This is a genomic window from Stappia sp. (assembly GCF_040110915.1).
In the GTDB taxonomy this organism is placed as follows: domain Bacteria; phylum Pseudomonadota; class Alphaproteobacteria; order Rhizobiales; family Stappiaceae; genus Stappia.
Genome location: NZ_CP157793.1, coordinates 1,089,646 through 1,110,651, shown reverse-complemented (window position 1 = coordinate 1,110,651; position 21,006 = coordinate 1,089,646). Strand labels below are relative to the sequence as shown.

The 21,006-nt window shown below is 66.5% G+C and carries 15 protein-coding genes; 10 read left to right on the top strand and 5 right to left on the bottom strand.

The window, feature by feature from the left end:
* Window positions 1–151: 151 nt before the first annotated feature.
* From ABL312_RS04870 to ABL312_RS04855, 4 genes are all read left to right on the top strand, one after another.
* Window positions 152–3,958 carry a leucine-rich repeat domain-containing protein gene (locus ABL312_RS04870; RefSeq protein ID WP_349360249.1) on the top strand — a complete coding sequence of 1,269 codons (3,807 nt, stop codon included), beginning with the start codon at window positions 152–154 and terminating at the stop codon, window positions 3,956–3,958.
* Between the two features lie 227 nt (window positions 3,959–4,185).
* Window positions 4,186–5,466, top strand: coding sequence for a hypothetical protein (locus tag ABL312_RS04865; RefSeq protein WP_349360248.1), 1,281 nt, complete (start codon window positions 4,186–4,188; stop codon window positions 5,464–5,466).
* A 5-nt stretch (window positions 5,467–5,471) separates the two neighbouring features.
* Entirely contained in the window at window positions 5,472–6,635 is a 1,164-nt protein-coding gene (locus ABL312_RS04860) for a GNAT family N-acetyltransferase (protein WP_349360247.1), read from the top strand.
* A 10-nt stretch (window positions 6,636–6,645) separates the two neighbouring features.
* A complete protein-coding gene (locus ABL312_RS04855) occupies window positions 6,646–8,004 on the top strand; it encodes a hypothetical protein (protein ID WP_349360246.1) in 1,359 nt (452 codons plus the stop codon).
* Between the two features lie 100 nt (window positions 8,005–8,104).
* Here the strand turns inward: ABL312_RS04855 and ABL312_RS04850 are convergent, their stop codons facing one another.
* From ABL312_RS04850 to ectA, 4 genes are all read right to left on the bottom strand, one after another.
* The gene (locus ABL312_RS04850) at window positions 8,105–9,610 is read right to left on the bottom strand and encodes an aspartate kinase (RefSeq protein ID WP_349360245.1); all 1,506 of its coding nucleotides are present in this window, start codon (window positions 9,608–9,610) and stop codon (window positions 8,105–8,107) included.
* Between the two features lie 138 nt (window positions 9,611–9,748).
* Window positions 9,749–10,141, bottom strand: coding sequence for an ectoine synthase (locus ABL312_RS04845; RefSeq protein WP_349360244.1), 393 nt, complete (start codon window positions 10,139–10,141; stop codon window positions 9,749–9,751).
* Between the two features lie 5 nt (window positions 10,142–10,146).
* Complete coding sequence (gene ectB, locus ABL312_RS04840) at window positions 10,147–11,436, bottom strand: diaminobutyrate--2-oxoglutarate transaminase (protein WP_349360243.1); 1,290 nt, start codon at window positions 11,434–11,436, stop codon at window positions 10,147–10,149.
* Window positions 11,437–11,532: 96 nt separating this feature from the next.
* Complete coding sequence (gene ectA / locus ABL312_RS04835; RefSeq protein ID WP_349360242.1) at window positions 11,533–12,084, bottom strand: diaminobutyrate acetyltransferase; 552 nt, start codon at window positions 12,082–12,084, stop codon at window positions 11,533–11,535.
* 190 nt (window positions 12,085–12,274) lie between these two features.
* Here ectA and ABL312_RS04830 point away from each other — a divergent pair, with 190 nt between their 5' ends.
* The gene (locus tag ABL312_RS04830) at window positions 12,275–12,754 is read left to right on the top strand and encodes a MarR family transcriptional regulator (RefSeq protein WP_349360241.1); all 480 of its coding nucleotides are present in this window, start codon (window positions 12,275–12,277) and stop codon (window positions 12,752–12,754) included.
* Window positions 12,755–13,046: 292 nt separating this feature from the next.
* Window positions 13,047–14,315, top strand: coding sequence for a diguanylate cyclase (locus ABL312_RS04825; protein WP_349360240.1), 1,269 nt, complete (start codon window positions 13,047–13,049; stop codon window positions 14,313–14,315).
* 81 nt (window positions 14,316–14,396) lie between these two features.
* On the opposite strand, the gene amt is transcribed toward ABL312_RS04825, so the two are convergent.
* Entirely contained in the window at window positions 14,397–17,084 is a 2,688-nt protein-coding gene (gene amt, locus ABL312_RS04820; protein ID WP_349360239.1) for an ammonium transporter, read from the bottom strand.
* Window positions 17,085–17,506: 422 nt separating this feature from the next.
* On the opposite strand from amt, the gene ABL312_RS04815 reads away from it, so the two are divergent.
* From ABL312_RS04815 to ABL312_RS04800, 4 genes are all read left to right on the top strand, one after another.
* Window positions 17,507–18,214, top strand: coding sequence for an ABC transporter permease (locus ABL312_RS04815; RefSeq protein ID WP_349360238.1), 708 nt, complete (start codon window positions 17,507–17,509; stop codon window positions 18,212–18,214).
* Complete coding sequence (locus ABL312_RS04810; protein WP_349360237.1) at window positions 18,207–19,040, top strand: ATP-binding cassette domain-containing protein; 834 nt, start codon at window positions 18,207–18,209, stop codon at window positions 19,038–19,040. The genes ABL312_RS04815 and ABL312_RS04810 overlap by 8 nt, the downstream gene beginning before the upstream one ends.
* Window positions 19,041–19,122: 82 nt before the next feature.
* The gene (locus ABL312_RS04805; RefSeq protein WP_349360236.1) at window positions 19,123–19,956 is read left to right on the top strand and encodes a substrate-binding domain-containing protein; all 834 of its coding nucleotides are present in this window, start codon (window positions 19,123–19,125) and stop codon (window positions 19,954–19,956) included.
* Between the two features lie 143 nt (window positions 19,957–20,099).
* A complete protein-coding gene (locus ABL312_RS04800) occupies window positions 20,100–20,924 on the top strand; it encodes a molybdate ABC transporter substrate-binding protein (protein ID WP_349360235.1) in 825 nt (274 codons plus the stop codon).
* Window positions 20,925–21,006: the final 82 nt, after the last annotated feature.

The window sequence follows — 21,006 nt, the reverse complement described above, 5'->3', positions numbered from 1 at the left end:
ATTGACAGATCTTGACCACGCCGCGCATTGACGATGCTGCGGCCTTATGCGTTATCCCGCCTTTCCTGCCTCTTACCCGTGTCCGTTGCGCCTGTCGTCGGCCGTATGCTGTGATCGCGGCATTCGAGTCGTCGATTGAAGGATATGGGCATTGTCTGACAAGGATCGGATGGCCGCCGGAGAGGAAGAAGCCCGGCGCCGGATCGCGGCGTGCAAGGCAGCCCGAAACGAGGAGCTCGACCTCGGCGGTCTGGCCTTGCAGGCGTTTCCGCCGGAGGTTCTGGAGTTGACATGGCTGAAACGGCTCTTTCTCGGCCTGTCGGCAAACGCCCGGAAAATGCCGTGGTTCAGAGTCACTGAAGACGACAAACAAACAGCGAACGTGTTTCAGACGTTACCAAGCGAATTTTCATCCGCGCTATCGCGTCTGGAAGTGCTTGACCTGAGTTGGTTGCCAATTTCAGACCTGTCCCCGCTTCACGACCTTGATCACATGCGGGGTCTAAACTGCGCCTTCACACTTGTGGACAACCTCTCGCCACTTCGAAAATCCGCGAACCTCGTTTACCTCGTGTGTGATCACACTAAGATCCGCAATCTCAAGCCGGTCACAGATCTCCCTCAATTGCTGGGCCTCACTTTCTCGCATACATCGATCACAGATCTAACTTCTATCGATAGCCTAAGAAACCTGCAAATACTCGACTTTTCAGAAACGGCGGTGATCGACATAGAGCCGCTCAAAGAACTTGTATATCTGGAGAACCTAACGCTACACCACACAAGAGTTCGCGACCTATCGCCAACACGAGGGATGATGCAGCTGCGGGCTCTCGACTTTTCTGGAAGTGAAATAGACGATCTGACCCCACTTCAAGGATTGGCAGAATTGCAATGCCTCGCGTTCTCCAGAACTGAAGTCGCTGATCTGTCCGCGCTCCAAGAGCTAACGGCGCTGCAGAGCATAAACTGCTCCATTACGCAGGTCACAGACCTCTCGCCAATCGCGACACTAACGGCGTTAAAGAACCTTCAGTGCTCCGGGACGCAGGTAAAAGACCTAACGCCGATCGCAGCCCTAACGAAGTTGCAGAGCCTCGAGTGCTCTGGGACGCAGGTAAAAGACCTATCGCCGATCGCAACCCTAACGAATTTGCAGAGCCTCGAGTGCTCTGGGACGCAGGTAAAAGACCTAACGCCGATCGCAGCCCTAACGAAGTTGCAGAGCCTCGGGTGCTCCAGTACTCAGATCAAAGATCTATCTCCGGTTAAAAAACTAACAAGATTAACATTTCTTTCCTGCAAATTCACTTTGGTGACCGACCTCACACCGATCCAACCCCTCTCCAGATTACAACACCTCAATTTCACTGGAACCAATGTTTCCAGCCTCATACCACTACAAGATCTGATAGGACTGCGATCATTGGAGTGCGCCTCCACCAGAATTGTCGACCTCGTGCCACTCAAGGATTTGCCCCAACTGCAACATCTTGGCTGCTTTGATACAAGAGTGGACGATCTCGCGCCGCTCGAGAGAATCCTCACACTAAGAATTCTAGCGTTCAGCAACACAAAAGTAGCAGATTTGACCCCGCTCTCGAGGTTAAAGCGCCTAGAGCAAATCGGCTGCTCCGACACAAAGGTCAGCGACCTCACCCCGATCGCCGGCCTCACGGCGCTGCAAATCCTTCACTGTTCCGGCCTGAAGATCGAAACGCCGCCACCGCCCGAGTTCTGGATGAAGGACACACTTCAAAACCTCCGTTTCCACAGAACAAGGATCCCGGGACTTCCGCCCGAGGTCCTGTCTTCTTCCCCTATAGATAACTGCCTCCAGTCCCTGCGCGCGCATCTCGCCGATCTGGGCGACGCGCCGGTAGAGATGAGCGATGCCAAGCTCATGATCCTCGGCAACGGGCGGGTGGGAAAAACCCAACTCGTGCGGCGTCTGCGCGGCGAAGGTTTCGAGGAAAACGCCGACTCCACGCATGGCATTCTTGTCGCCGATCTCGCCGTTCCCGGGCGCCCAGCCGGCGATCCCGCGCGGTTCCATGTCTGGGATTTCGGCGGGCAGGACATCTATCACGGCACGCATGCGCTCTTCCTGCGCAGCCGCGCCGTCTTCGTGATCTGCTGGACCCCGGCAATGGAGGACAGCGACACCCATGAGCATGACGGCCTGCGGTTTCGCAACTTTCCGCTCGCCTATTGGCTCGATCACGTGCGCCAGTTCGCCGGCGACGACGCCCCCGTCCTGGTCGTGCAGACGCAATGCGACGCGATCGAGGACGAACGCGACCTGCCGGACCCGGCCCGGGAGGCGCTCAAGGGGTTCTCCGGCTTCAAGCGCGTCCTTCATACAAGTGCGCGCGACGGGCATGGCTTCGCGGCGCTCAAAGAGGATCTGAACCGGGCCTACACCAGCTTCAATCCACCCCTGATCGGCCCCGGTCGCGCGGCGGTGAAAACGCAACTGGAAGCCTGGCGCGCGGAGGATGTGGCGCGGCCCACCAAGGAGCGCAAACATCAGACCCTGAGCTACGCGACCTATCTGCGGCTTTGCGACAAAACCGGCGACATCTCCGATCCGGCGATGCTGCTGAGGTTCCTGCACAATGCCGGGACGGTGTTCCACGGGGACGGGATCCTGCACGACAAGATCATTCTCGATCAGCAATGGGCGCTGGAAGCGATCTATGCCGTCTTTCACCGGGGTCTGTGCTACCGCGCGCTCAAGAACGCCGGCGGACGTTTCACCCGGCCGGATCTGGGGGTCTATCTCTGGGACAAGGACTATGAGCCTGAGGAGCAGCGCGTGTTCCTCTCGATGATGGAAAGCTGCGGCATCTGCTTTGCCCATCGCAACGCCCATGCCAGCGATCCCGACATGATCGACTATATCGCGCCGGAACTCCTGCCCACGGAGCGTCCAGGGCACGTGACGCGGCTGTGGGACACCGAGGACGACCGCGATCGGCGGGCCGACTTCGCCTGCGATGTTCTTCCCGAAACGCTCATCCGCGGCATCATCGCGGAGATCGGGCAACAGGCCGGCGTCGATGGCGACTATTGGGCGACCGGGCTTTCCGTCTTCGAGGACGGGTCCGGCGCTGAAATCCTGATCGAGCAGCAACGCCCGGACCCCGACAGCTGGAGCGGAAACATCGTGCTGCGCGCGCGGCCACGGCAGCCAACCTCCGCCGCCCGTCCGAAGCTTCTGGACCATATGACCGGGATCGTGAAACGGCAGGCCGCCCGTTTCGGCGTGTCGCTTACCGTCAAGGGCAATGACGCTCTGCCCCGGGCGGGCGGTGTCCGCGAAGAAGAGCAGACCGAGGAGCGTGCCTTGTCGTTTTCCCAGGCCAAGCCGGCCGATCCCGAATACTTCGTGTCCTATGCCTGGGCCGACGACAAGACGCCTGAGGGAAGAAAACGGGAGGCCGACGTCGACCGCCTTTGCGCAGACTACGGGCGGCGCGGCATCCACATCGTCCGCGACAAGGACGATCTCGGCTTCGGCGACAGCATCTCGAAATTCATGAGGCGGATCGGTGCAGGCGACCGCGTGTTCGTCTTTCTGAGCTACAGGTATCTCAAGTCGTCGAATTGTATGTTCGAACTGTTTGAGATCTGGCGCACCGCGCAACAGGAGGAAGACGCCTTCCTGGACCGCGTGCGTGTGTTCACGATTGGCGACGTGGATATATGGAGCCCGATGGGGCGGCTCCGGCATGCCGCGCACTGGAAGGACGAGTTCGAAAGATTCAAGATGCACGTCAAAGAGCATGGCGCGGACTTGCTGTCCCCCAAGGATCACGCGGCCTGGCGGCGCATGCGCGAGTTTGCCCACTCAACCGGCGAGATCCTGACAATCATCGCCGACAGGGTGCACCCGCGCACGTTCGAGGAGTTCCTCGAGTGGGGCTTCGACGATCCGCCGAACGAGGCCCGATAACGCAATGCACGATGGTGTGCGCATGCAATTGCGCGTGCGGCGCACCCCTGCCCCGCCCGGCAACACCGCGTTTACCACGCGCGGGAAAAGCCCGTGACCTCAGGGGGTATCGCCGCCCTCGGTTAACCGGGCCGCAGGGCCGGCGGGCTAGTCTCGACGCCAAGTTCGAGACCCGCCGCCGCGCTTTGGCGGCCGGGCGCGGTCGTTCAGTTGCAGGGACAGGCGTCATGACACATCCGACAAGGACCGAAAGCCCGAAGGGCGCGGTGCTGCTGCTCGGCAACTATCGCCCGACGCAGGTGATCGCCCGGCGGCTCAAGGCGCGCGGGCATCGCATCGTCTGCGGGCTGGAGGGCTACGAGGGCGACGCGGAAAAGTCCCGCGCGGTCGACGAGACCTGGGATCACCCCTCGCTGTCGCGCGCGCCGGAGGACTTCGCCCGCGCGCTGACCGGTTTCCTCGCCGCGCGCGGCGACGTCACGGCGGTCCTGCCGGTCGCCGAACCGGCGGTGCGTTTCTTCGCCGAACACGACATGAGGCTGCCGGCGCATGTGCGCCTCGTCGCGCCCGACCCGGATCTGGTGCGCCGCTGCCTCGACAAGCGCTTCATGATGGAGCTCGCGCGCAACTGCGATGTGCCGATCGCGCCTTTCGCGGAGGTGCATGATTTCGACGCCTTGACCCGACACGCCCACGCCATCGGCTTTCCGCTCGTCATCCGCCCGGCCTCGGCCGACACGCTGCTGTTCGACAACAAGGCGATCACGGTGACGGACGCGGAGGACTTCGCCACGTATTTCTCGCTCTGGCCGGCGGGCCACGAACTCCTGCTGCTGCAGAAGAAGGCCGAGGGCCCGCGCCACAACGTCTATTTCGCCGCCCGCAACGGGCGCATCGAGCGGGTTCTGCATGCGCTCATCACCCGCACCGACCGCGCCGACGGGTCCGGCCTCGCGCTCGACGGCGTGACGCTGCCGCTCGACCCGGCGCTCAAGCGCGATTGCGAGCGACTGATCGCCGCCCTCGACTACACGGGCATCGGCTGCGCGCAGTTTCTGGTCGATCCCGACACCGGCACGCGCTCCTTCCTGGAGATCAACGCCCGCATCGCCGGCAATCATGCGGTCCCGGAATACTGCGGGCTGGATCTCACCGGCTTCCTGTTCGATCTCGCCACCGCGCCGCCCTCCCCGGCGCCCGCGCCCCTGGTCGAGGGGCGCGCCGGCGTCGCCTATTCCTGGCTGGCGCGCGACCTGCAGGTCCACAAGGGCGCCTATAATCTCGGCGGCCTTGCGCTTGGCGCGTATCTGCGGGCGGTGACGTCGGCCTTCGCCACCGCGCTGCGCGCGGATGTCGATGTGGGCTTCACCTGGCGCGATCCGGTCCCGGGCCTGCTGCAGATCTGCGACGAACTGCCCCTGATCGGCAAACTCACCCGCCGCCGCAAGACCGCCGCGCACCCGGCCCCCGCGCGCGCCTCCACCGCGCATCTGACCCGGAAAGCCTGACCCCGATGCACATGCCCGCCCCCTCGCCGTCGCTGACGCTGTCCCGCACCGACGCGGGCCTGCGCCCGTCGGCTGTCGTCAGGTCCTGCAAGGCCGCGACCTCGGTGCTGGACGTTCCCGCCGATCAATGGGACGCGCTCGCCGCGCGCTTCGACGATGTCGTGCAGGAACAGCTCCAGTCCTTTTACGACGGCCGGTTCCCGCGCGACGCCTTCCGCCGGCTGGCGGTCTATCGCGGCGACGATCTGATCGGCGCCGCGCTGGCCCGGCGCATGCCCTCTCCGGTGCCGGGCCTCGTGGTGCATCAGGTGCAGGGCGGCCCGATGTGGCGGCTTGCGGGCCGCGCGCCGGACTTCGGCGTTGTGCCGGAGCTTTATCGCGCGCTCGCCGAGGAGCTCGCGCTCACGCGCGGCGGGCTGCTGCTGATGCTGCCGCGGGCCGAACCGACCGACGCCTTCGATTACAACAGCGTCTTCGCCCGTCTCGGGTTTCGCGTCGTCGACCGGCCGGTGTCGCCGGAGCGCTATTTCGTCGATGTGTCGATCCCGGCGGACGAGGTGCGCACGAGCTTCAACCAGAAAACCCGCGCGCACATCAAGAAGTCCGAACAGGCCGGCCTGACGGCAGGTTTCGAGGATACGGTCGAGGGCTTCGACACCTTCTATGCGCTGTACCGGGAGATGGTCGCCCGCAAGGGACTGATGGACTACAACCCGGTCACCGCGATCCGCCACCGCATGGCCGCCGACACGCCCCTGCCGCGCCCGCGCATTCTGGTCGTGCGCAAGAACGGCGCGCCGGTGGCGGCCGCCGTGATCGACCGGCTCGGCGACCGCGCCACCTATCTCTATGGCGCGTCGAGCGATGCCGCGCTGCCGCTCAAGGCCGGCTTCTTCATGCAGTGGAAGGCCATCGAATACCTGTGCGGCGAACCGCGCCTCCTCTGGTACGATCTGATCGGTGCCAATTCGAAGGACAGCAGCCTGCACCAGTTCAAGCGCGGCCTCGTCGGCAAGCAGGGCCGCATCGGCGAGGAGGCCGCCTGGCACTGGATCGCCGGCGGTCCCGTGACCCGCCGGGTCGCGCCGCTGGCGCTCAAGGCGCGCGATGCCCGGCGGGCGGTGCGCGTGTTTCTCGACACGCTGCGCGGGCCGGCGCGGCCGGGCTGAGGCCGACGCCATGTTCCGTCTCTTCGCCAAGATCTCGACCCTGACCGGCGCGCGCCTCTTCGGCGCGGCCTGCGGCTTTCTCACCGCGCTCCTGATCACCCGCCATGTGGGAACGGAAGCGCTGGCGCTCTATGCCGTGAGTCTGTCGTCGGCCGCCCTTGTGGCGCTCTTTCTGGTGCTCGGGCTGCCCGCCTTCGCGCAGATGCTCACCGCCGAGTATCAGGCGCGCAATCAGCCGGGCAAGATCCTCGGACTGGCGCTCACCGGCTTTGTCCTGCTGCTGATACTCGGCAGCGCGCTCGCCGCGGCGGTCGTCGTCTTCGGCGATGCGATCCAACCGCTGATCCCCTCGCTCGGGCATTCCGGCCTCATCGCCGTGGCGGTGATCGCGCCGGGTGCAGCGCTTCTGACCCTCAACGGCTCGATCCTCGGCGGGCTGCAACGCCAGGTCGCCGCGCAATTGCCCGAAAGCCTGATGCGCCCGGTGACCATGCTGGCGCTGCTCGTCGGCGCGATCCTGGCGGGCGTCGCGCCGTCCGGCACCAGCCTGCTCGTGCTCGCCGCAATCGTCGTATGGGCGGCGGCGCTCGCGCAGCTCGTCTTCCTGTGGCGCGGCATCGCGGCACTCGGCCCCGGGGGCGGCCTGCCGCGCCCGCAGCTCGACCTCGCCCGCTGGCGCGAGCTGGCGCCGACATGGTTCTCGATCTCGCTCGTTTCCGACTATGTGATCGAGTTCCACCTGATCGCGGCCGCCTTCTTCCTCGCCCCGGCGGAGGTCGCGCTGCTGCATGTGTGCTTCCGCATCCGCCTGCTCGCCGGGCTCGGCATGCGTTCCATCTACAGCATCTTCCAGCCGAAGCTGTTTCACGCGATGGCCAGCGCCGACGAGGCGCGCACGCGCGACACGGTGGCGATGACCAACTGGCTGTCGGTGGGCTATTCGGTTTGCGCGCTCGTCGGACTGGCCCTGCTCGGAAGCCTGGTGCTCTCCGTGTTCGATCCCTCCTTCACGCAAGGGCATGGCCTGCTGATGCTGATCTCGCTGGCCTTCCTCGTGCGCTCCGCCTTCGGGCCGGCGATGTCGATCCTGGCCAGCCACCGCCAGCAACGCACCATCCTGGCGATCCTCGGCACCTCGCTCGCCCTCTCGGCGGGTCTCGTGGTCACCCTGACGCCGCAGCTCGGCGTGCTGGCCATCGGCATCGCCTATACGAGCGGGCTGACGGTCAACGCGGTGGCGGCCTGGCTGGTGGTGCGCCGGCGCTGGGATCTCGACACCGCCGTATGGGCCAGCGGACGTCCCCGCCTTGCGCCCTTCGCGGCGCTGCTGCAGACGCCCCCCGCGCCGGCCGCGGACCCGCCGCGCTGACCGGCGCGCCGGATCACGCGATCCTTCCAATGCAAACGGGCGCCGGGGGAAGATCCCACCGGCGCCCGTTCCGAAGTCAGCCGATTGCGTCCCGGGCCTCTCAGGCGGCGTGGCGCAGATCGCCGTCGCCGGAGCGCGCGTCGCTCTCGCAGAAGGTGCGATGCAGCGTCTTGATGGCCGCATCCTTGTCGCGGGCCGAGACGACGAACTGCACGTCGACCTTGCGGCCCGTCTCCTGCGCGGAGATCACCTCGATGCCGTCCGCGTCGAGCGCCTTGAGGCCGCCGAGCATGACCTTCAGCCCGCTCAGGTCGCGCCCGATCACCGACACGATGGCCGAGCGCCGCGTGGCGATGCGCGCGGACGGGTAGCGCTTCATCAGATCCTGCTCCACGCGCTTGAGGTGCTTCAGCGGCGCCTCGACGTGATGCACGATCGAATTGGCGTTCGACACCTTCGACACGATGCGCACGTTGTGGCGCGTCAGCACGTCGAGGATCGCGGCGTCATAGCCCTTCACGCCGACCATGTCCTGCTCGAAGAGCTCGAGCGCGGACACCGGCAGACCGGTGACCATCTCCACGCCGGCCGTATCCGCCGGTTCGGCGTCGATCAGCGTGCCCGGGTCCTCGGGCTCGAAGGCGTTCGTCACGCGCAGCGGCACGCCGGCCTGGCGCAGCGTCTTGGCGGCGTTCGGGTGGATCGCCTCCATGCCCATGTTGGACAGCTGGTCGGCCACATCGTAGTTGGTGCGGCCGATCTTGCGCACGCTGTCCGCGCCCACCAGACGCGGGTCGGCGCTGGAGAGGTGGAATTCCTTGTGAATGATCGCCTCGCGCGCGCCGGTCTGCGCGGCGATATTGGCAAAGGTCACCTCGGAATAACCGCGGTCGTACTCGCCCATCAGGCCCTCGCTGCACTGGGCATAGCCGGTGACGATGGGCAGTTCGCGCTCCAGGTCGATGCGCGCCATGGCGTTGCCGATGCGCTCGGCCAGATCCGGCTGGCTTTCGTCGCGCCAGCCCGACAGGTCCACGAAGCGGGCGTTGACGTTGGCCCGGCGCAGCAGCAGCGTCAGCGCATGCGCCGAATGCGCCTCGCCGAGGCCCGACAGCAGCTCGCGGATCGTCTGCATGTGTTCGGCCAGGTTGAAGTGGCCGTAGGAGCACAGGCGCTGCAGGTCGATCAGACAGCCGCGCGCGCCCTCGATGCGCTCGCGGACGAATTCGTCGGCCACGTCGCGGTCCGCCAGTTCGTCGAACAGCTCGGCGTTGATGCGGTGCATCTCGCGCGCGACGGAGCTGAGCGCCTCGGTCCAGCCGAGGTCCTCGTCGGCGTCGGCGAACAACGCGTAGACGCCCGGCTTGCCGGTCTTCTTGTCCTCGAGCAGCTTGTTGGTGATGCCGCCGAAGGCGGACACCACGAAGACCCGGTTATACAGGTCGTCCTCGCCGCGCGTGCCGACGAGGATCGTGTCCACCAGCTCGCGGGCCCGGCTCATCGACGTGCCGCCGATCTTTTCCACCGTATGCCCGGTCGGGGCGGGACGCGCGTCATTGTCCGACACGAGAGAAGACGTGGAAGGCGAAGTCCGATTGTCGCTCATGATCGAAATCAGGGGGCTTTGGGTGTGGTCTCGCCTGGGACATGGCCGTGTCGGCCCGCGCGCTTCCGTGGCGCGCGCCCGGCGGGCTCCGGCGCGCGGGGCGCCGGAGCGGATCTCGGTAAATCTGTGGCGGCGCTGTCAGGCCGCCGTATCGGCCGGCGCGTAGGAGCCGTCCTCGCGGTGCACCTCGTCGCCCGTCACCGGAGGGTTGAACACGCAGGCGAACACGGTCTCCTCCTCGCAGCGCAGGATGTGCTCGTCATGCTTGTCGAGCGCATACATCACGCCGGGGCGGATTTCGTGGGTCTCGCCGGTGGCGATATCCGTGATCGAGCCCTTGCCGGAGACGCAATAGACGCTCTCCAGATGGTGCTTGTAGTGGAAGCGGTGCTCGGACCCGGCCTCGATCGTGGTGATGTGGAAGCTGAAGCCCATACCGTCGTCCTTCAGGAGAAGGCGGACGCTGTTCCACCGCTGGGCACCGACCTTGCGGTCGGTGTTCTTGGCTTCGTGAAAGTCTCTGACGATCATGTCGCTTACTCCGCAGCGATCTTCGTTGTCTCGACGCGTTCGGCGACGGCGGCCTCGAGAATGTCGAGCCCCTTCGCGAACAGCGCCATGTCGATGTTGAGCGGGGCCAGCACCTTGACGACCTCGTCATGGGCGCCCGACGTCTCGATGATCAGGCCGTCCTCGAAGCAGCGCTTGCAGATCTCCGAGGCGAGCTCGCCGGTACCGACGTCGACGCCGCGCATCATGCCGCGCCCCTTGAGGCGGGCATCGGGCAGCATCGCCGCGATGCGCGTCAGGCGCTCCTCCAGAAGGGCGGCGCGTTCCGCGATCCCCTTCTGGAAGCTGTCGTCGGCCCAGAACTTCTCCAGCGCGACCCGCGCCGTGACGAAGGCATGGTTGTTGCCCCGGAAGGTGCCGTTGTGCTCGGCCGGGCCGAAGACGTCGTGCTCCGGCTTCACCAGCAGCGCGGCGAACGGCAGGCCGAAGCCCGACAGCGACTTCGCCATGGGCACGAGGTCCGGCGACACGCCCATGTCCTCGAAGCTGAAGAAGGTGCCCGTGCGGCCGCAGCCGGCCTGGATATCGTCGATGATCAGCAGCGCGCCATGGGCCCGCGCGATCTCCTCGACCCGGCGCACCCACTCCGCGCTCGCCGCGTTGAGGCCGCCCTCGCCCTGCACGGTCTCGAGCAGGATCGCAGCCGGCGCGTCGATGCCACCGGACGGGTCGGAGAGCATCTTGTCGAGAAGCTCCGCCGCGTCCGCGCCAGAGGCGACATAGCCGTCGAAGGGCATCCGCGTGGTGTTGGCGAGCGGCAGGTTGGCGCCGCCGCGATGGTAGCTGTTGCCGGTGGCGGCGAGCGCGCCGAGCGTCACACCGTGGAAGCCGTTGGTGAAGGTCACGACATTCGTGCGACCCGTCACCTTGCGCGCCAGCTTCAGCGCGGCCTCGACCGCGTTGGCACCGGTGGGGCCGGTGAACATCACCTTGTGGTCCATGCCGCGCGGCGCCAGGATCAGACGCTCGAAGGTCGACAGGAACTCGGCCTTGGCGGCCGTGTGCATGTCGAGACCATGGGTCACGCCGTCGCTCATCATGTAGTCGACGAGCGCCTGCTTCATGTCCGGGTCGTTGTGACCGTAGTTGAGCGACGAACAGCCGGCGAGAAAGTCGATGTGCTCGCGGCCGTCGGAGTCGACAAGGGTCGCGCCGCGCGCCGACGTGAACACGCTCGGAAAGCTGCGGCAGTAGCTGCGCGCCTCGGACTCGCGGCGCGCAAAGATCGTACGGTCGTCAGATTTGACGGTCGTCATGGCAATCCTCTCGGGATTCAAGTGCAAAAGATCGGGTTAAAGCGGCCGTGACGCCGCGCATCCTGCGCGGCGCGTCGGGCCTGGCTCGGGCGCGCCTCAGGCTGCGCTGCGGGCCCGCTCCTCGAAGCGCAACGTCACCATGTGCTCGGTGGCGTGCTCGCCGTCGAAATGCGCGTCGCGGCGATAGTAGGGCTCACGCTCCATCTTGGCGCCGCTGCGCCGTGCGAGCGAGGAAAACAGCGCCCAGCTCGCGTCATTGTCCGACGTGATGGTGGTCTTGAGATGACGCACCCCGGCGCAGGCGTCGCGCGCCAGCAGCGCGCCCAGCAGGCGCTTGCCGAGGCCCGCACCCTGGGCGGACGGCGATACGGCCACCTGCCAGACGAACACGCTGTCGGGCGCGTCGGGCAGCAGATAGGCGGACACCCAGCCGACGATCTCCCCGTCGCGCTCGGCGACGACACAGGTGTCGGCGAAATGGTCGCACTGCAGAAGGTTGCAGTACATCGAATTCTCGTCCAGCGGATCGCACTCGGCGATCAACCGCCAGATTGCGGCTCCGTCCTCCGCCGTCGGGCGGCGGAAGGTGATGCCGTCATTGGCACGGTCAGCAGCACGATGCTTGAGCTTGATTTGCGTAAGGCTCATGGGCTCCTCGTCTCCGTTCGAGCGAGATAATACGTTTATCGAACTATTTTTCAACCTTCAGCGCCAAAAAAATGAGCAAAATCAGCGAAAACGCTTCCAGCTCAGAAGGATATGGCGGTCAAAAAGTTCGCTTATCGAATGACGCTTCGTCTGCTAACAACGGCCGAAACGAAAAATAAAGGGACTGGGCATGGAGAATCGCGTCCAAACGAGCCTGATCGCCCTCAGGCGCATCCTGCGGGCCACGGATCTGAACGCGCGCAAGCTCGCGCGCGCGACCGGGCTGACGACTCCGCAGTACATCGTGCTCTCCATCATCGCCGAACATGGCGAAATCACGCCGAAGGGCATCGCGACGCGCGCCGGCGTCGGCCAGGCCACGGCGACGTCGCTGCTCGACAAGTTGGAAGCCCGCGGGCTGGTGACGCGCACCCGGGGCAAGACGGATCGCCGCATCGTCTGGGTGGCGGCGACCGAGGCCGGCCACGAGACACTGCGCACCGCGCCCGATCCGCTGCAGGAGGTGTTCGCCAGCCAGTTCGAGAAGCTCGAGGACTGGGAACAGGCGATGATCGTCGCGTCGCTCGAACGGGTCGGCGCGATGCTCAATGCCGGAACGCTCGACGCCTCGCCCCTGCTCGACGTCGGCGCGGTCGACCGCAAGAACTGATCCCGCCCCTCGGGCCGCCCCCCCGCCGACGCCGGACGCAACGTGCAGAGATCCGGACGAACCGCACAGATCAAATCCAAACTCTTGTGCGCGCAGCGTAATTTTCGAACATTTGCGCCGTAAAGGCGAAAATCCGGGCCGATCCGCGTCAATCTACCAGTCGTTTTCCATTGCGAATCAAGTTTTTACTTGCACCGGTACGTAGTTTGACGTGTCTCTCCGCGTCGATGAGACACGCTCCATGTTCACGTTTTCGTCGCCACACTCGCATTCCGGAACCAAGTCGCTGCGCATGGCCTTCCTTCCAGAAAACCAGAAACTGCTGAGCGCCTTCGTCAATGCCATCGGGGCAAGCGTGGCGGTCTACAGGCGCATGGAGGACGAGGACTTCCATGTTTCAGCGGCGAACCGGCAGTTCGCCACCATGCTGGATCGCGCGCCCGATGAGCTCGGCGGGGCGCGGCTGTCGCACATCGTGCCGCGCTACATCTACATTCCGCTTCTCGAGCAGATCGAGGCCTGCCTGAAGACGCAAAGCACGACGGAAGCCGAATTCGTGATCGACCGGGGCGGCCGGGTCACATGGTGGCGCTTCGTGCTGTGCCCGATCTTCGCCGGCGACGGCGCCGCGCGCCGGGTCCTCAACACCTGCATCGACATCACCGACAAGAAGTCGCTCGAAACCTCGCTGACCCAGACGCAGAGCCGCTTCGAGGCCGTGGTCGATTCCGCCTATGACGGCATCATCTCGGTCGACGAGAACCACCGCATCGTGCTGTTCAACAACGCGGCCAGCGAGATCTTCAAGACGCCGAAGTCGGAGGCCGTCGGGCGCAAGCTGGAAACCCTGATCCCGACCCGCTTTCGCGAGAAACACGCGAGCTATCTCAACGGCTTCGCGCGCTCGCCGATCAAGTCGCGACCGATGGAATCGCGCGTGTCGGTGATGGGTCTGCGCAGCGACGGGTCCGAGTTTCCGGTGGAGGTGACCATCGCCAAGATCAACGTCGGCGCGCGGACCGAGTTCACGGCGGTGGTGCGCGACATTTCCGAACGCGCGAAGCTGATGGAAGAGTTGCAGCGCGCCGCGATCCACGATCCGCTCACCGGGGTTCACAACCGGCGCCACCTGTCCCGGATCCTGCACGACGAGATCGAGCGCTGTCGGCGGTTCGATCACGTGCTCACCCTCGCGATGATCGACCTGAACAACTTCAAGGACATCAACGACACCTACGGCCATCAGGCGGGCGACGAGGTGCTGGTCGCCTTCGCGCGCACCATCGGGCAGCACCTGCGCGACGTCGACACGCTCGGACGCTGGGGCGGCGACGAGTTCATGGTGATCTGGCCGGAAACGGAGGAAGCACAGGCCGAGACGGTGATGGACACGATACGCGAGCGGCTGGCGGAGGTGGCCGGCACCCTGTCCGTGCCGGACATCGACATCGCCTTCAGCGTCGGTCTTTACGAGACCGACGGGTCGATCGAGGCCCGGGAGCTTGTGCTGCGTGCCGACGACCGGCTCTACCGCGACAAGAAGGGCCCCGCACCCGAGTAAGCCCGACGACGCGCTAGAACGCGCCTCGGCGGGCGGCTCCGCGCGACGGGCGCGCGGCCAAACCCGGCCCCCGACCCCGGGTCAGCCGGCAAGGCGCATCGCGCCGGGCTCTTCCGCCTGCGCTGCCCGCGCCAGCCGGTCGATCAGGTCGTTGAGGTCTTCGTTGTCGCCGGCCTCGGCCGCGAAACGAAGCTGCAGCCCGGACGCATCGCTTGTCACGACACGGGCCGGCAGCGCCGAGCGGACGCCGTCGACCCGCACGACGACGTCGGTTTCGGGCGCAATCCCGCCCTCGCCCCCCTCGCAGATCACGCCGTCGAGCGACAGCCGGCGCGCCCGGGTCGCGACGACCGTGTCGCCGACACCCAGGCTCGCCCCGCACAGGCAGTCGTACCAGGGCATGGCCGCCGTCTCGGCAGCGCGGCGCACCTGATCCGCGATCCGCGCGAAGCCCTCGCGCAGTCTGGCGGCCGCCTCTTCCACCCGGTGCGCCGTCACGCCGATGGTATGGGCACTCTTTTCCAGACTGTCCTGGCTCGACACCACGTCCTCGGACGCCTCGAGAATGGAGCCGACGCTCTCCCCGACGTCGCGCATGCCCCCGCCGATGGAGGCGATGGCGGCGCCGGAGGATTCCGCGCCGCCCTGGAGCCGGGCGGCGGCCTCGCGGGCCCCGTCCATGCGGGCCGCGATGGCCGCGACGCGGGTGTCGAGATCGCCCGACACGCCGTGCAGCGTCTCCACTTCCTTGACGATCAGATCGGTCGCCTGCGCGGTCTGTTCGGCCAGTTGCTTCACCTCGTTGGCGACCACGGAAAAGCCGCGCCCCGCCTCGCCGGCGCGCGCGGCCTCGATGGAGGCATTGAGCGCCAGCATGTTGGTCTTGGCGGAGATATCCGTCACCAGCGCGATCAGTTCGCCGATGGAGGCGGCGGCCCCGGTCAGCCGGTCGGCCGCCGCGCGGCTGGCCAGCGTCTCCCGACCGACGGTCTCGATGGCGTCATGCACGTCGCAGATCTCGTCCCGCATGCGCTTCATGACGGCGGTCATCTCGTCCGAGACGGTGCGCGCCTCGTCAATGGCGCGCTCGTTGACCCGCGAGGTCTCGCGGATGCGTTCGGCACTCTGGCCGGCACGCGCCCCGGCGGCCCGCGTGATTTCCGCCTGATCGACCACCGTGCGCGCATGGGCCTCGAGAGGTTGGAGACAGGCGGCCGCGACCGTCTCCATGTCGGCGCGCACTTCGGCGACGAGCGCGTCCAGTGCCCGCCGGGTGCGCTCGGCATGGGCATGGCGCGCCTTGCGGATGACCTCGCGTCGCTCCAGCCGGTCAAGGACGCGGTTGAAAAGCTCCGCGACCTCGCCGGATTCGTCGCCCTGCTCCACCCGGACCCGGTCGGCGAGCGTGACCTCGCCGAACGCCATCTCCCGCATCGCCTCCTGCAAAACGCCCGTGCCCAGCGTCACGCCGTGCTCGGAGGCGTTCAGCCCCTGGATCTCGTCCTCCTCCGACACGCGGAAGCCGCCGCCGGGCGTGGTCCGCCAGACGCGCTCGACACACCACATCAGCACGAAGGAGACGCCGAAGGCCCAGACGAACACCAGACCGGCGCCGGCGAGCTGGACGAGGATCTGATCCATGCGCGAACCGGCCGCGAGCGCATCCTCGCGGGCGAAGACGCCGACCATCACCGTGCCCCACACGCCCGCGATGCCATGAACGGGAATGGCCCCGATCGCGTCGTCGAGCCGAAACACGCGCTCCATGGCAAGCTGCCCGAAAAAGGCGACCGTGGACCCGCCGGCGGCGATCATCAGCGCCGACCAGACCGTCACCGCGTCGCAGCCCGCGGTGATGGACACCAGCCCCGCAAGCACGCCGTTGATGGAATGCTCGGGCCGGTACAGGCCGCAGTGCCAGCGTCCCAGCATCATCTGGGTCACGCCGCCGATGGCGCCAGCGATCACGGTGTTGACCACGATATGCGCGAAGGCCGGCGTTCCGGCGGTCGTCGATCCGCCGTTGAAGCCGATCCAGCCGACCCAGAGAATGATGCAGCCCACCGTTGCCAGCACGGCACTGTGGCCGTTGATCGGCTGCGGTGTGCCATCCCGCGCGAACCGGCCGATGCGCGGCCCCACCACGATCACCGCGGCAAGCGCCACCCAGGCGCCGACCGAATGCACCACGGTGGATCCCGCGAAGTCGATGAAGCCCCAATCGGCGAGAAGCGCCGGATTGCCGGGCACCAGAAGGTTGCCCCAGGCCCAGTGCCCGGCGACCGGATAGATCACCAGCCCCGTCGCCACCGCCAGAAGGAAGTAGCCTTCCAGCTTCATCCGTTCCGCCGTGGCGCCGGACACGATGGTGGCCGCCGTGCCGCAGAAGACGAGCTGGAAGACGAAGAAGGTCATGCTCCACTCGTCGAGACTGTCGAACATGAACAGCGACGGATCCCAGCCGACCAGGCCGTTCCAGCTCGTCCCGAACATGAGCATGTAGCCGACCGCCCCGAACACCATGGTCGAAAGGATGAAATCGGCGATGTTCTTCTGAGCGACGTTGATCGAGTTCTTCGACCGCACCAGACCGCTCTCCAGGAACAGGAAGCCGGCCTGCATGAAGAACACCAGCCCGGCCGCCAGCATCGTCCACACATGGTCGAGATTGGTTTGCAACGCGAATTGTTCGGAGGCGAAGGACGGCGTGGGCGCGGCTATCCAGAGGCCGGCGAGCGCCAGGCCTCCAGGCGTGTTCCAGGCTCGCATGTTGTACTCCAGCACAGTGATTTTTTTTGCAGCTTAGGAACACACCCGTTAACGCAAGGTCACTTCAATAAAAAACGTCGGCGAAGATTCGCGGACACAAAGGTCGATTGAAAAACACCTATCGACTTTCGGAGAAGACCTTTCAACCAGGGGCAACACATCACGCCTGCCGCACCGTGATGTCGGGTGTCCGCGCTCCTCCGACGTTCACCGCTTTCCCGTCGCCGGTGAGTCGAATTGCGCATATTACTGCATTTTCTGTTATTTCCTCCGAAGCAATCCGGTCCGCCCCCGCGCGGAACATCCCGCGCGGCGCGCGCGGTTCAGACGTTTTCCAACATCCTGCGAGAATGCCCGCAGCACGGTGTGGATTTTCTGATATTTTTGTGCATTCCTTCCCCGAAGGAGGAGATTTCGCACATATGGAAAGCTTCACGTCCATTCTCGGGCAGGCCGTCGGGCTCATTCTCGGCGCGGACCCCGATCTCGTGGAGATCGTGGCCCTGTCGCTGCGCGTGACGCTGACGGCGGTGGTCATCTCCTGCGTGATCGGCCTCCCGCTCGGCGCGCTGGTCGGCACGTTCCGCTTTCCCGGACGCACCATCGTCACCGTGTTCCTCAATGCGCTGATGGGCTTGCCGCCGGTCGTGGCCGGCCTTGTTGTCTATCTCGCCCTGTCGGCCGCCGGGCCCTTCGGCCCCTTGCGCCTGCTCTACACGCCGACCGCCATGGTGATCGCCCAGACGATTCTGGTGACGCCCATCGTCGCCGCGCTCACGCGTCAGGTGGTGGAGGATCTCGACCGCGAGTACGCGGAGCAATTCGCCTCGCTCGGCGTCGGGCCGGCAAGCCGCATCGCCGCGCTCCTGTGGGATGCCCGCTACTCGCTGCTGACCGTCGCGCTCGCCGGTTTCGGCCGGGCGGTGGCGGAGGTCGGCGCGGTGATCATCGTCGGCGGCAACATCAACCACGTGACCCGGGTCATGACCACCACGATCGCACTGGAAACCTCCAAGGGCAATCTGGAACTCGCGCTCGCCCTCGGCGTGGTGCTGCTGACCATCGCCATCGCCGTCAACGCCGCCGTGATGGCGTTGCGCGCCTCTGCCGTGAGGTCGGCCTATGCCTGAGGTCTGCACCGCCACCGTTCATGCGCTCGACGCGGCCGAACGCGCGCGCGCCATCGACACGCCGCATCGCGATGCGGCCGACGCCCTGCTCGCCGCGCGCGGCGTCACCTTCGAGGCCGGCGGCAAACGGCTGATCGGCCCGCTCGATCTCGCCATTCCCCGGGGACGGCGGCTTGTTGTGATGGGCGCGAACGGCGCGGGCAAGAGCCTGCTGCTGCGCCTGTTGCACGGGCTGATCGCGCCCGGCGCCGGCGATATCGTGTGGAACGGCCGGCCGCTGGACCGCGCCGCGCGCCGCGCGCAGGCCATGGTGTTCCAGCGCCCCGTGATGCTGCGCCGCTCGGTTCTGGCCAATCTGCAATTCGCGCTATCGGTGCGCGGCATCGGCGGTGCGGAACGCAAGCGCCGCGTCGCCGAGGCGCTGGAGCAGGCCCGGCTCACGGAGCTTGCCAAACGCCCGGCGCGGGTGCTGTCGGGCGGCGAACAGCAGCGGCTGGCGATCGCGCGCGCGCTGGCCTGCGCGCCGGATCTGCTGTTCCTCGACGAGCCGACGGCCAGCCTCGATCCGGCCTCGACGCATGCCATCGAGGATCTCATCGCCACCGCGCACGGGCGCGGCGTGACCATCGTCATGGTCACCCACGATCTGGGACAGGCGCGGCGCATCGCCGATGACGTCGCCTTCCTCGATGCCGGCCGGCTTGTGGAGGCGGGTCCGGCCGCGCGCGTGCTGGAAAGCCCCCGCTCGCCGGCCGCCCGCGCCTGGCTGGAAGGCCGGCTCTACATCGCGCCGCAGGGCGCGAGACACGGCCCCGCGCCCCGCTGACGCGCGGGTTTCCCTGCCGAGGCAAACCCGCGCCACCCAGTCAAACCGACCCTTTCACTCCAACCAAAACAAGGGAGATACCATGATCAGACGCCAGTTCCTCGCGCTTGCCGCCGCCGGCGCGCTCGCGCTTGGCCTTGCCGGGCCGGCCTCGGCGGAGGATGATTTCATCATCGTGCAGTCGACGACCTCGACGCAGAACTCCGGCCTGTTCGACCACATCCTGCCGATGTTCACCGACAAGACGGGCATCGAGGTGCGCGTGGTTGCGGTCGGCACCGGCCAGGCGATCCGCAACGCGGCGAACGGCGACGGCGACGTTCTCTTCGTCCACGCCAAGCCGGCGGAAGAGAAGTTCGTCGCCGACGGCAACGGCGTGAAGCGCTTCGACGTCATGTACAATGATTTCGTGATCGTCGGCCCGCCGTCCGATCCGGCCGGGGTCGCCGGCTCCTCCGACGTCGTGGCGGCGCTGACCAAGATCGCCGAGGCGCAGGCGCCCTTTGCCTCGCGCGGCGACGACAGCGGCACCAACAAGGCGGAACTCCGCCTGTGGAACCAGGCCGGCATCGACGTGTCGGCCGCCTCCGGCGGCTGGTACCGCGAGACTGGATCGGGCATGGGCGCGACGCTCAACACCGGCACCGGCATGGGTGCCTACATCATGACCGACCGCGCCACCTGGATCGCCTTCGGCAACAAGGGCGACTACCAGATCGCGGTCGAGGGCGACCCCAAGATGTTCAACCAGTACGGCATCATCCTGGTGAACAAGGAAAAGCACCCCGGCGTGAAGGCCGAGCTTGGCCAGCGCTTCGTCGACTGGGTGATCTCCGAGGAAGGCCAGGCGGCCATCGCCGGCTACAAGGTCGACGGCCAGCAGCTGTTCTTCCCCAACGCGTCGGCGGGAAGCTGAGCCTGAGGCCGGGCACCATCTTGCGCCCGGCCGCAATCTTCGCACGGCGCGCCCGCGCCGTGCGGCCCCCCTTCCTCGCCGCCTGTCCGTTTGCACCGCATCGCGCGCCATTGCGCCGCGTCCCTGCGCTCAGGAGATCCGACGTGCCGAGCCTGCTCCGCGCAATTCTCATCGCCCTTTTCGCCCTCGCCACCCTCGCCCCGGTTTCCGCCATGGCCGACCCGTCCGTGAAACTCCATGCCGCCGGCAGCCTGAAGGCCGCGATGACGGAGATTGCCGACGCCTACGCCGAGGAAACCGGCGTCGCCGTCGAGCGCGCCTTCGGGCCCTCCGGCCTGCTGCGCGCGCGGCTGGAGGAGGGCGAGGCCGCGGAGGTCTTTGCCTCCGCCAACATGAAGCACCCCACGACGCTCGCGAACGCCGGCAGGAGCGGCCCCGTCGCGCTGTTCGCCCGCAACCGGCTTTGCGCGCTGACGCAGGCCGCCGTCGATGTGACGCCGGAGACGATGCTGGCCGCCCTGCTCGATCCCGACACGCGCGTCGGCACCTCCACGCCGAAGGCCGATCCGGCGGGCGACTACGCCTTTCAGGTCTTCGACAAGGCCGAGGCGCTTCAGACGGGTGCGGGCGACACGCTCAGGTCCAAGGCGCTGCAACTGACCGGCGGGCCCGACAGCGCGCCGCCGCCGGCCGGCCGAAACCCCTATGCCTGGGTGATGGAGAACGACAAGGCCGACATCTTCCTGACCTATTGCACCAACGCCGTTCTGGCGAAGGGCGAGGTCCCCGCCCTGCGCATCGTGCCGCTGCCGGAGCCGCTTGCCGTGGGGGCCGACTACGGGCTCACGGTGCTGAACGGCGCCTCGGAAAACGCCTGGCGGCTCGCCGCCTTCATCCTGTCGCCGAAGGGGCAGTCGATTCTGAAGACCTACGGGTTCGCCGTGGCGGGCGTCCCTGACGCGACCTAGATACCGAGTGGCCGCAAACCCGGCACGGGACTGCCCCGGAGGCGGGGACACGCGGAGGGCCGGGCAAGAGAGGAGACCCCGC

Excerpts from the sequence above, each read along its gene's own strand:
- ABL312_RS04865 (WP_349360248.1), top strand. The coding sequence starts at position 4,186 with ATGACACATCCGACAAGGACCGAAAGCCCGAAGGGCGCGGTGCTGCTG.
- ABL312_RS04860 (WP_349360247.1), top strand. The coding sequence starts at position 5,472 with ATGCACATGCCCGCCCCCTCGCCGTCGCTGACGCTGTCCCGCACCGAC.
- ABL312_RS04855 (WP_349360246.1), top strand. The coding sequence starts at position 6,646 with ATGTTCCGTCTCTTCGCCAAGATCTCGACCCTGACCGGCGCGCGCCTC.
- ABL312_RS04850 (WP_349360245.1), bottom strand. The coding sequence starts at position 9,610 with ATGAGCGACAATCGGACTTCGCCTTCCACGTCTTCTCTCGTGTCGGAC.
- ABL312_RS04845 (WP_349360244.1), bottom strand. The coding sequence starts at position 10,141 with ATGATCGTCAGAGACTTTCACGAAGCCAAGAACACCGACCGCAAGGTC.
- ectB (WP_349360243.1), bottom strand. The coding sequence starts at position 11,436 with ATGACGACCGTCAAATCTGACGACCGTACGATCTTTGCGCGCCGCGAG.
- ectA (WP_349360242.1), bottom strand. The coding sequence starts at position 12,084 with ATGAGCCTTACGCAAATCAAGCTCAAGCATCGTGCTGCTGACCGTGCC.
- ABL312_RS04830 (WP_349360241.1), top strand. The coding sequence starts at position 12,275 with ATGGAGAATCGCGTCCAAACGAGCCTGATCGCCCTCAGGCGCATCCTG.
- ABL312_RS04825 (WP_349360240.1), top strand. The coding sequence starts at position 13,047 with ATGGCCTTCCTTCCAGAAAACCAGAAACTGCTGAGCGCCTTCGTCAAT.
- amt (WP_349360239.1), bottom strand. The coding sequence starts at position 17,084 with ATGCGAGCCTGGAACACGCCTGGAGGCCTGGCGCTCGCCGGCCTCTGG.
- ABL312_RS04815 (WP_349360238.1), top strand. The coding sequence starts at position 17,507 with ATGGAAAGCTTCACGTCCATTCTCGGGCAGGCCGTCGGGCTCATTCTC.
- ABL312_RS04810 (WP_349360237.1), top strand. The coding sequence starts at position 18,207 with ATGCCTGAGGTCTGCACCGCCACCGTTCATGCGCTCGACGCGGCCGAA.
- ABL312_RS04805 (WP_349360236.1), top strand. The coding sequence starts at position 19,123 with ATGATCAGACGCCAGTTCCTCGCGCTTGCCGCCGCCGGCGCGCTCGCG.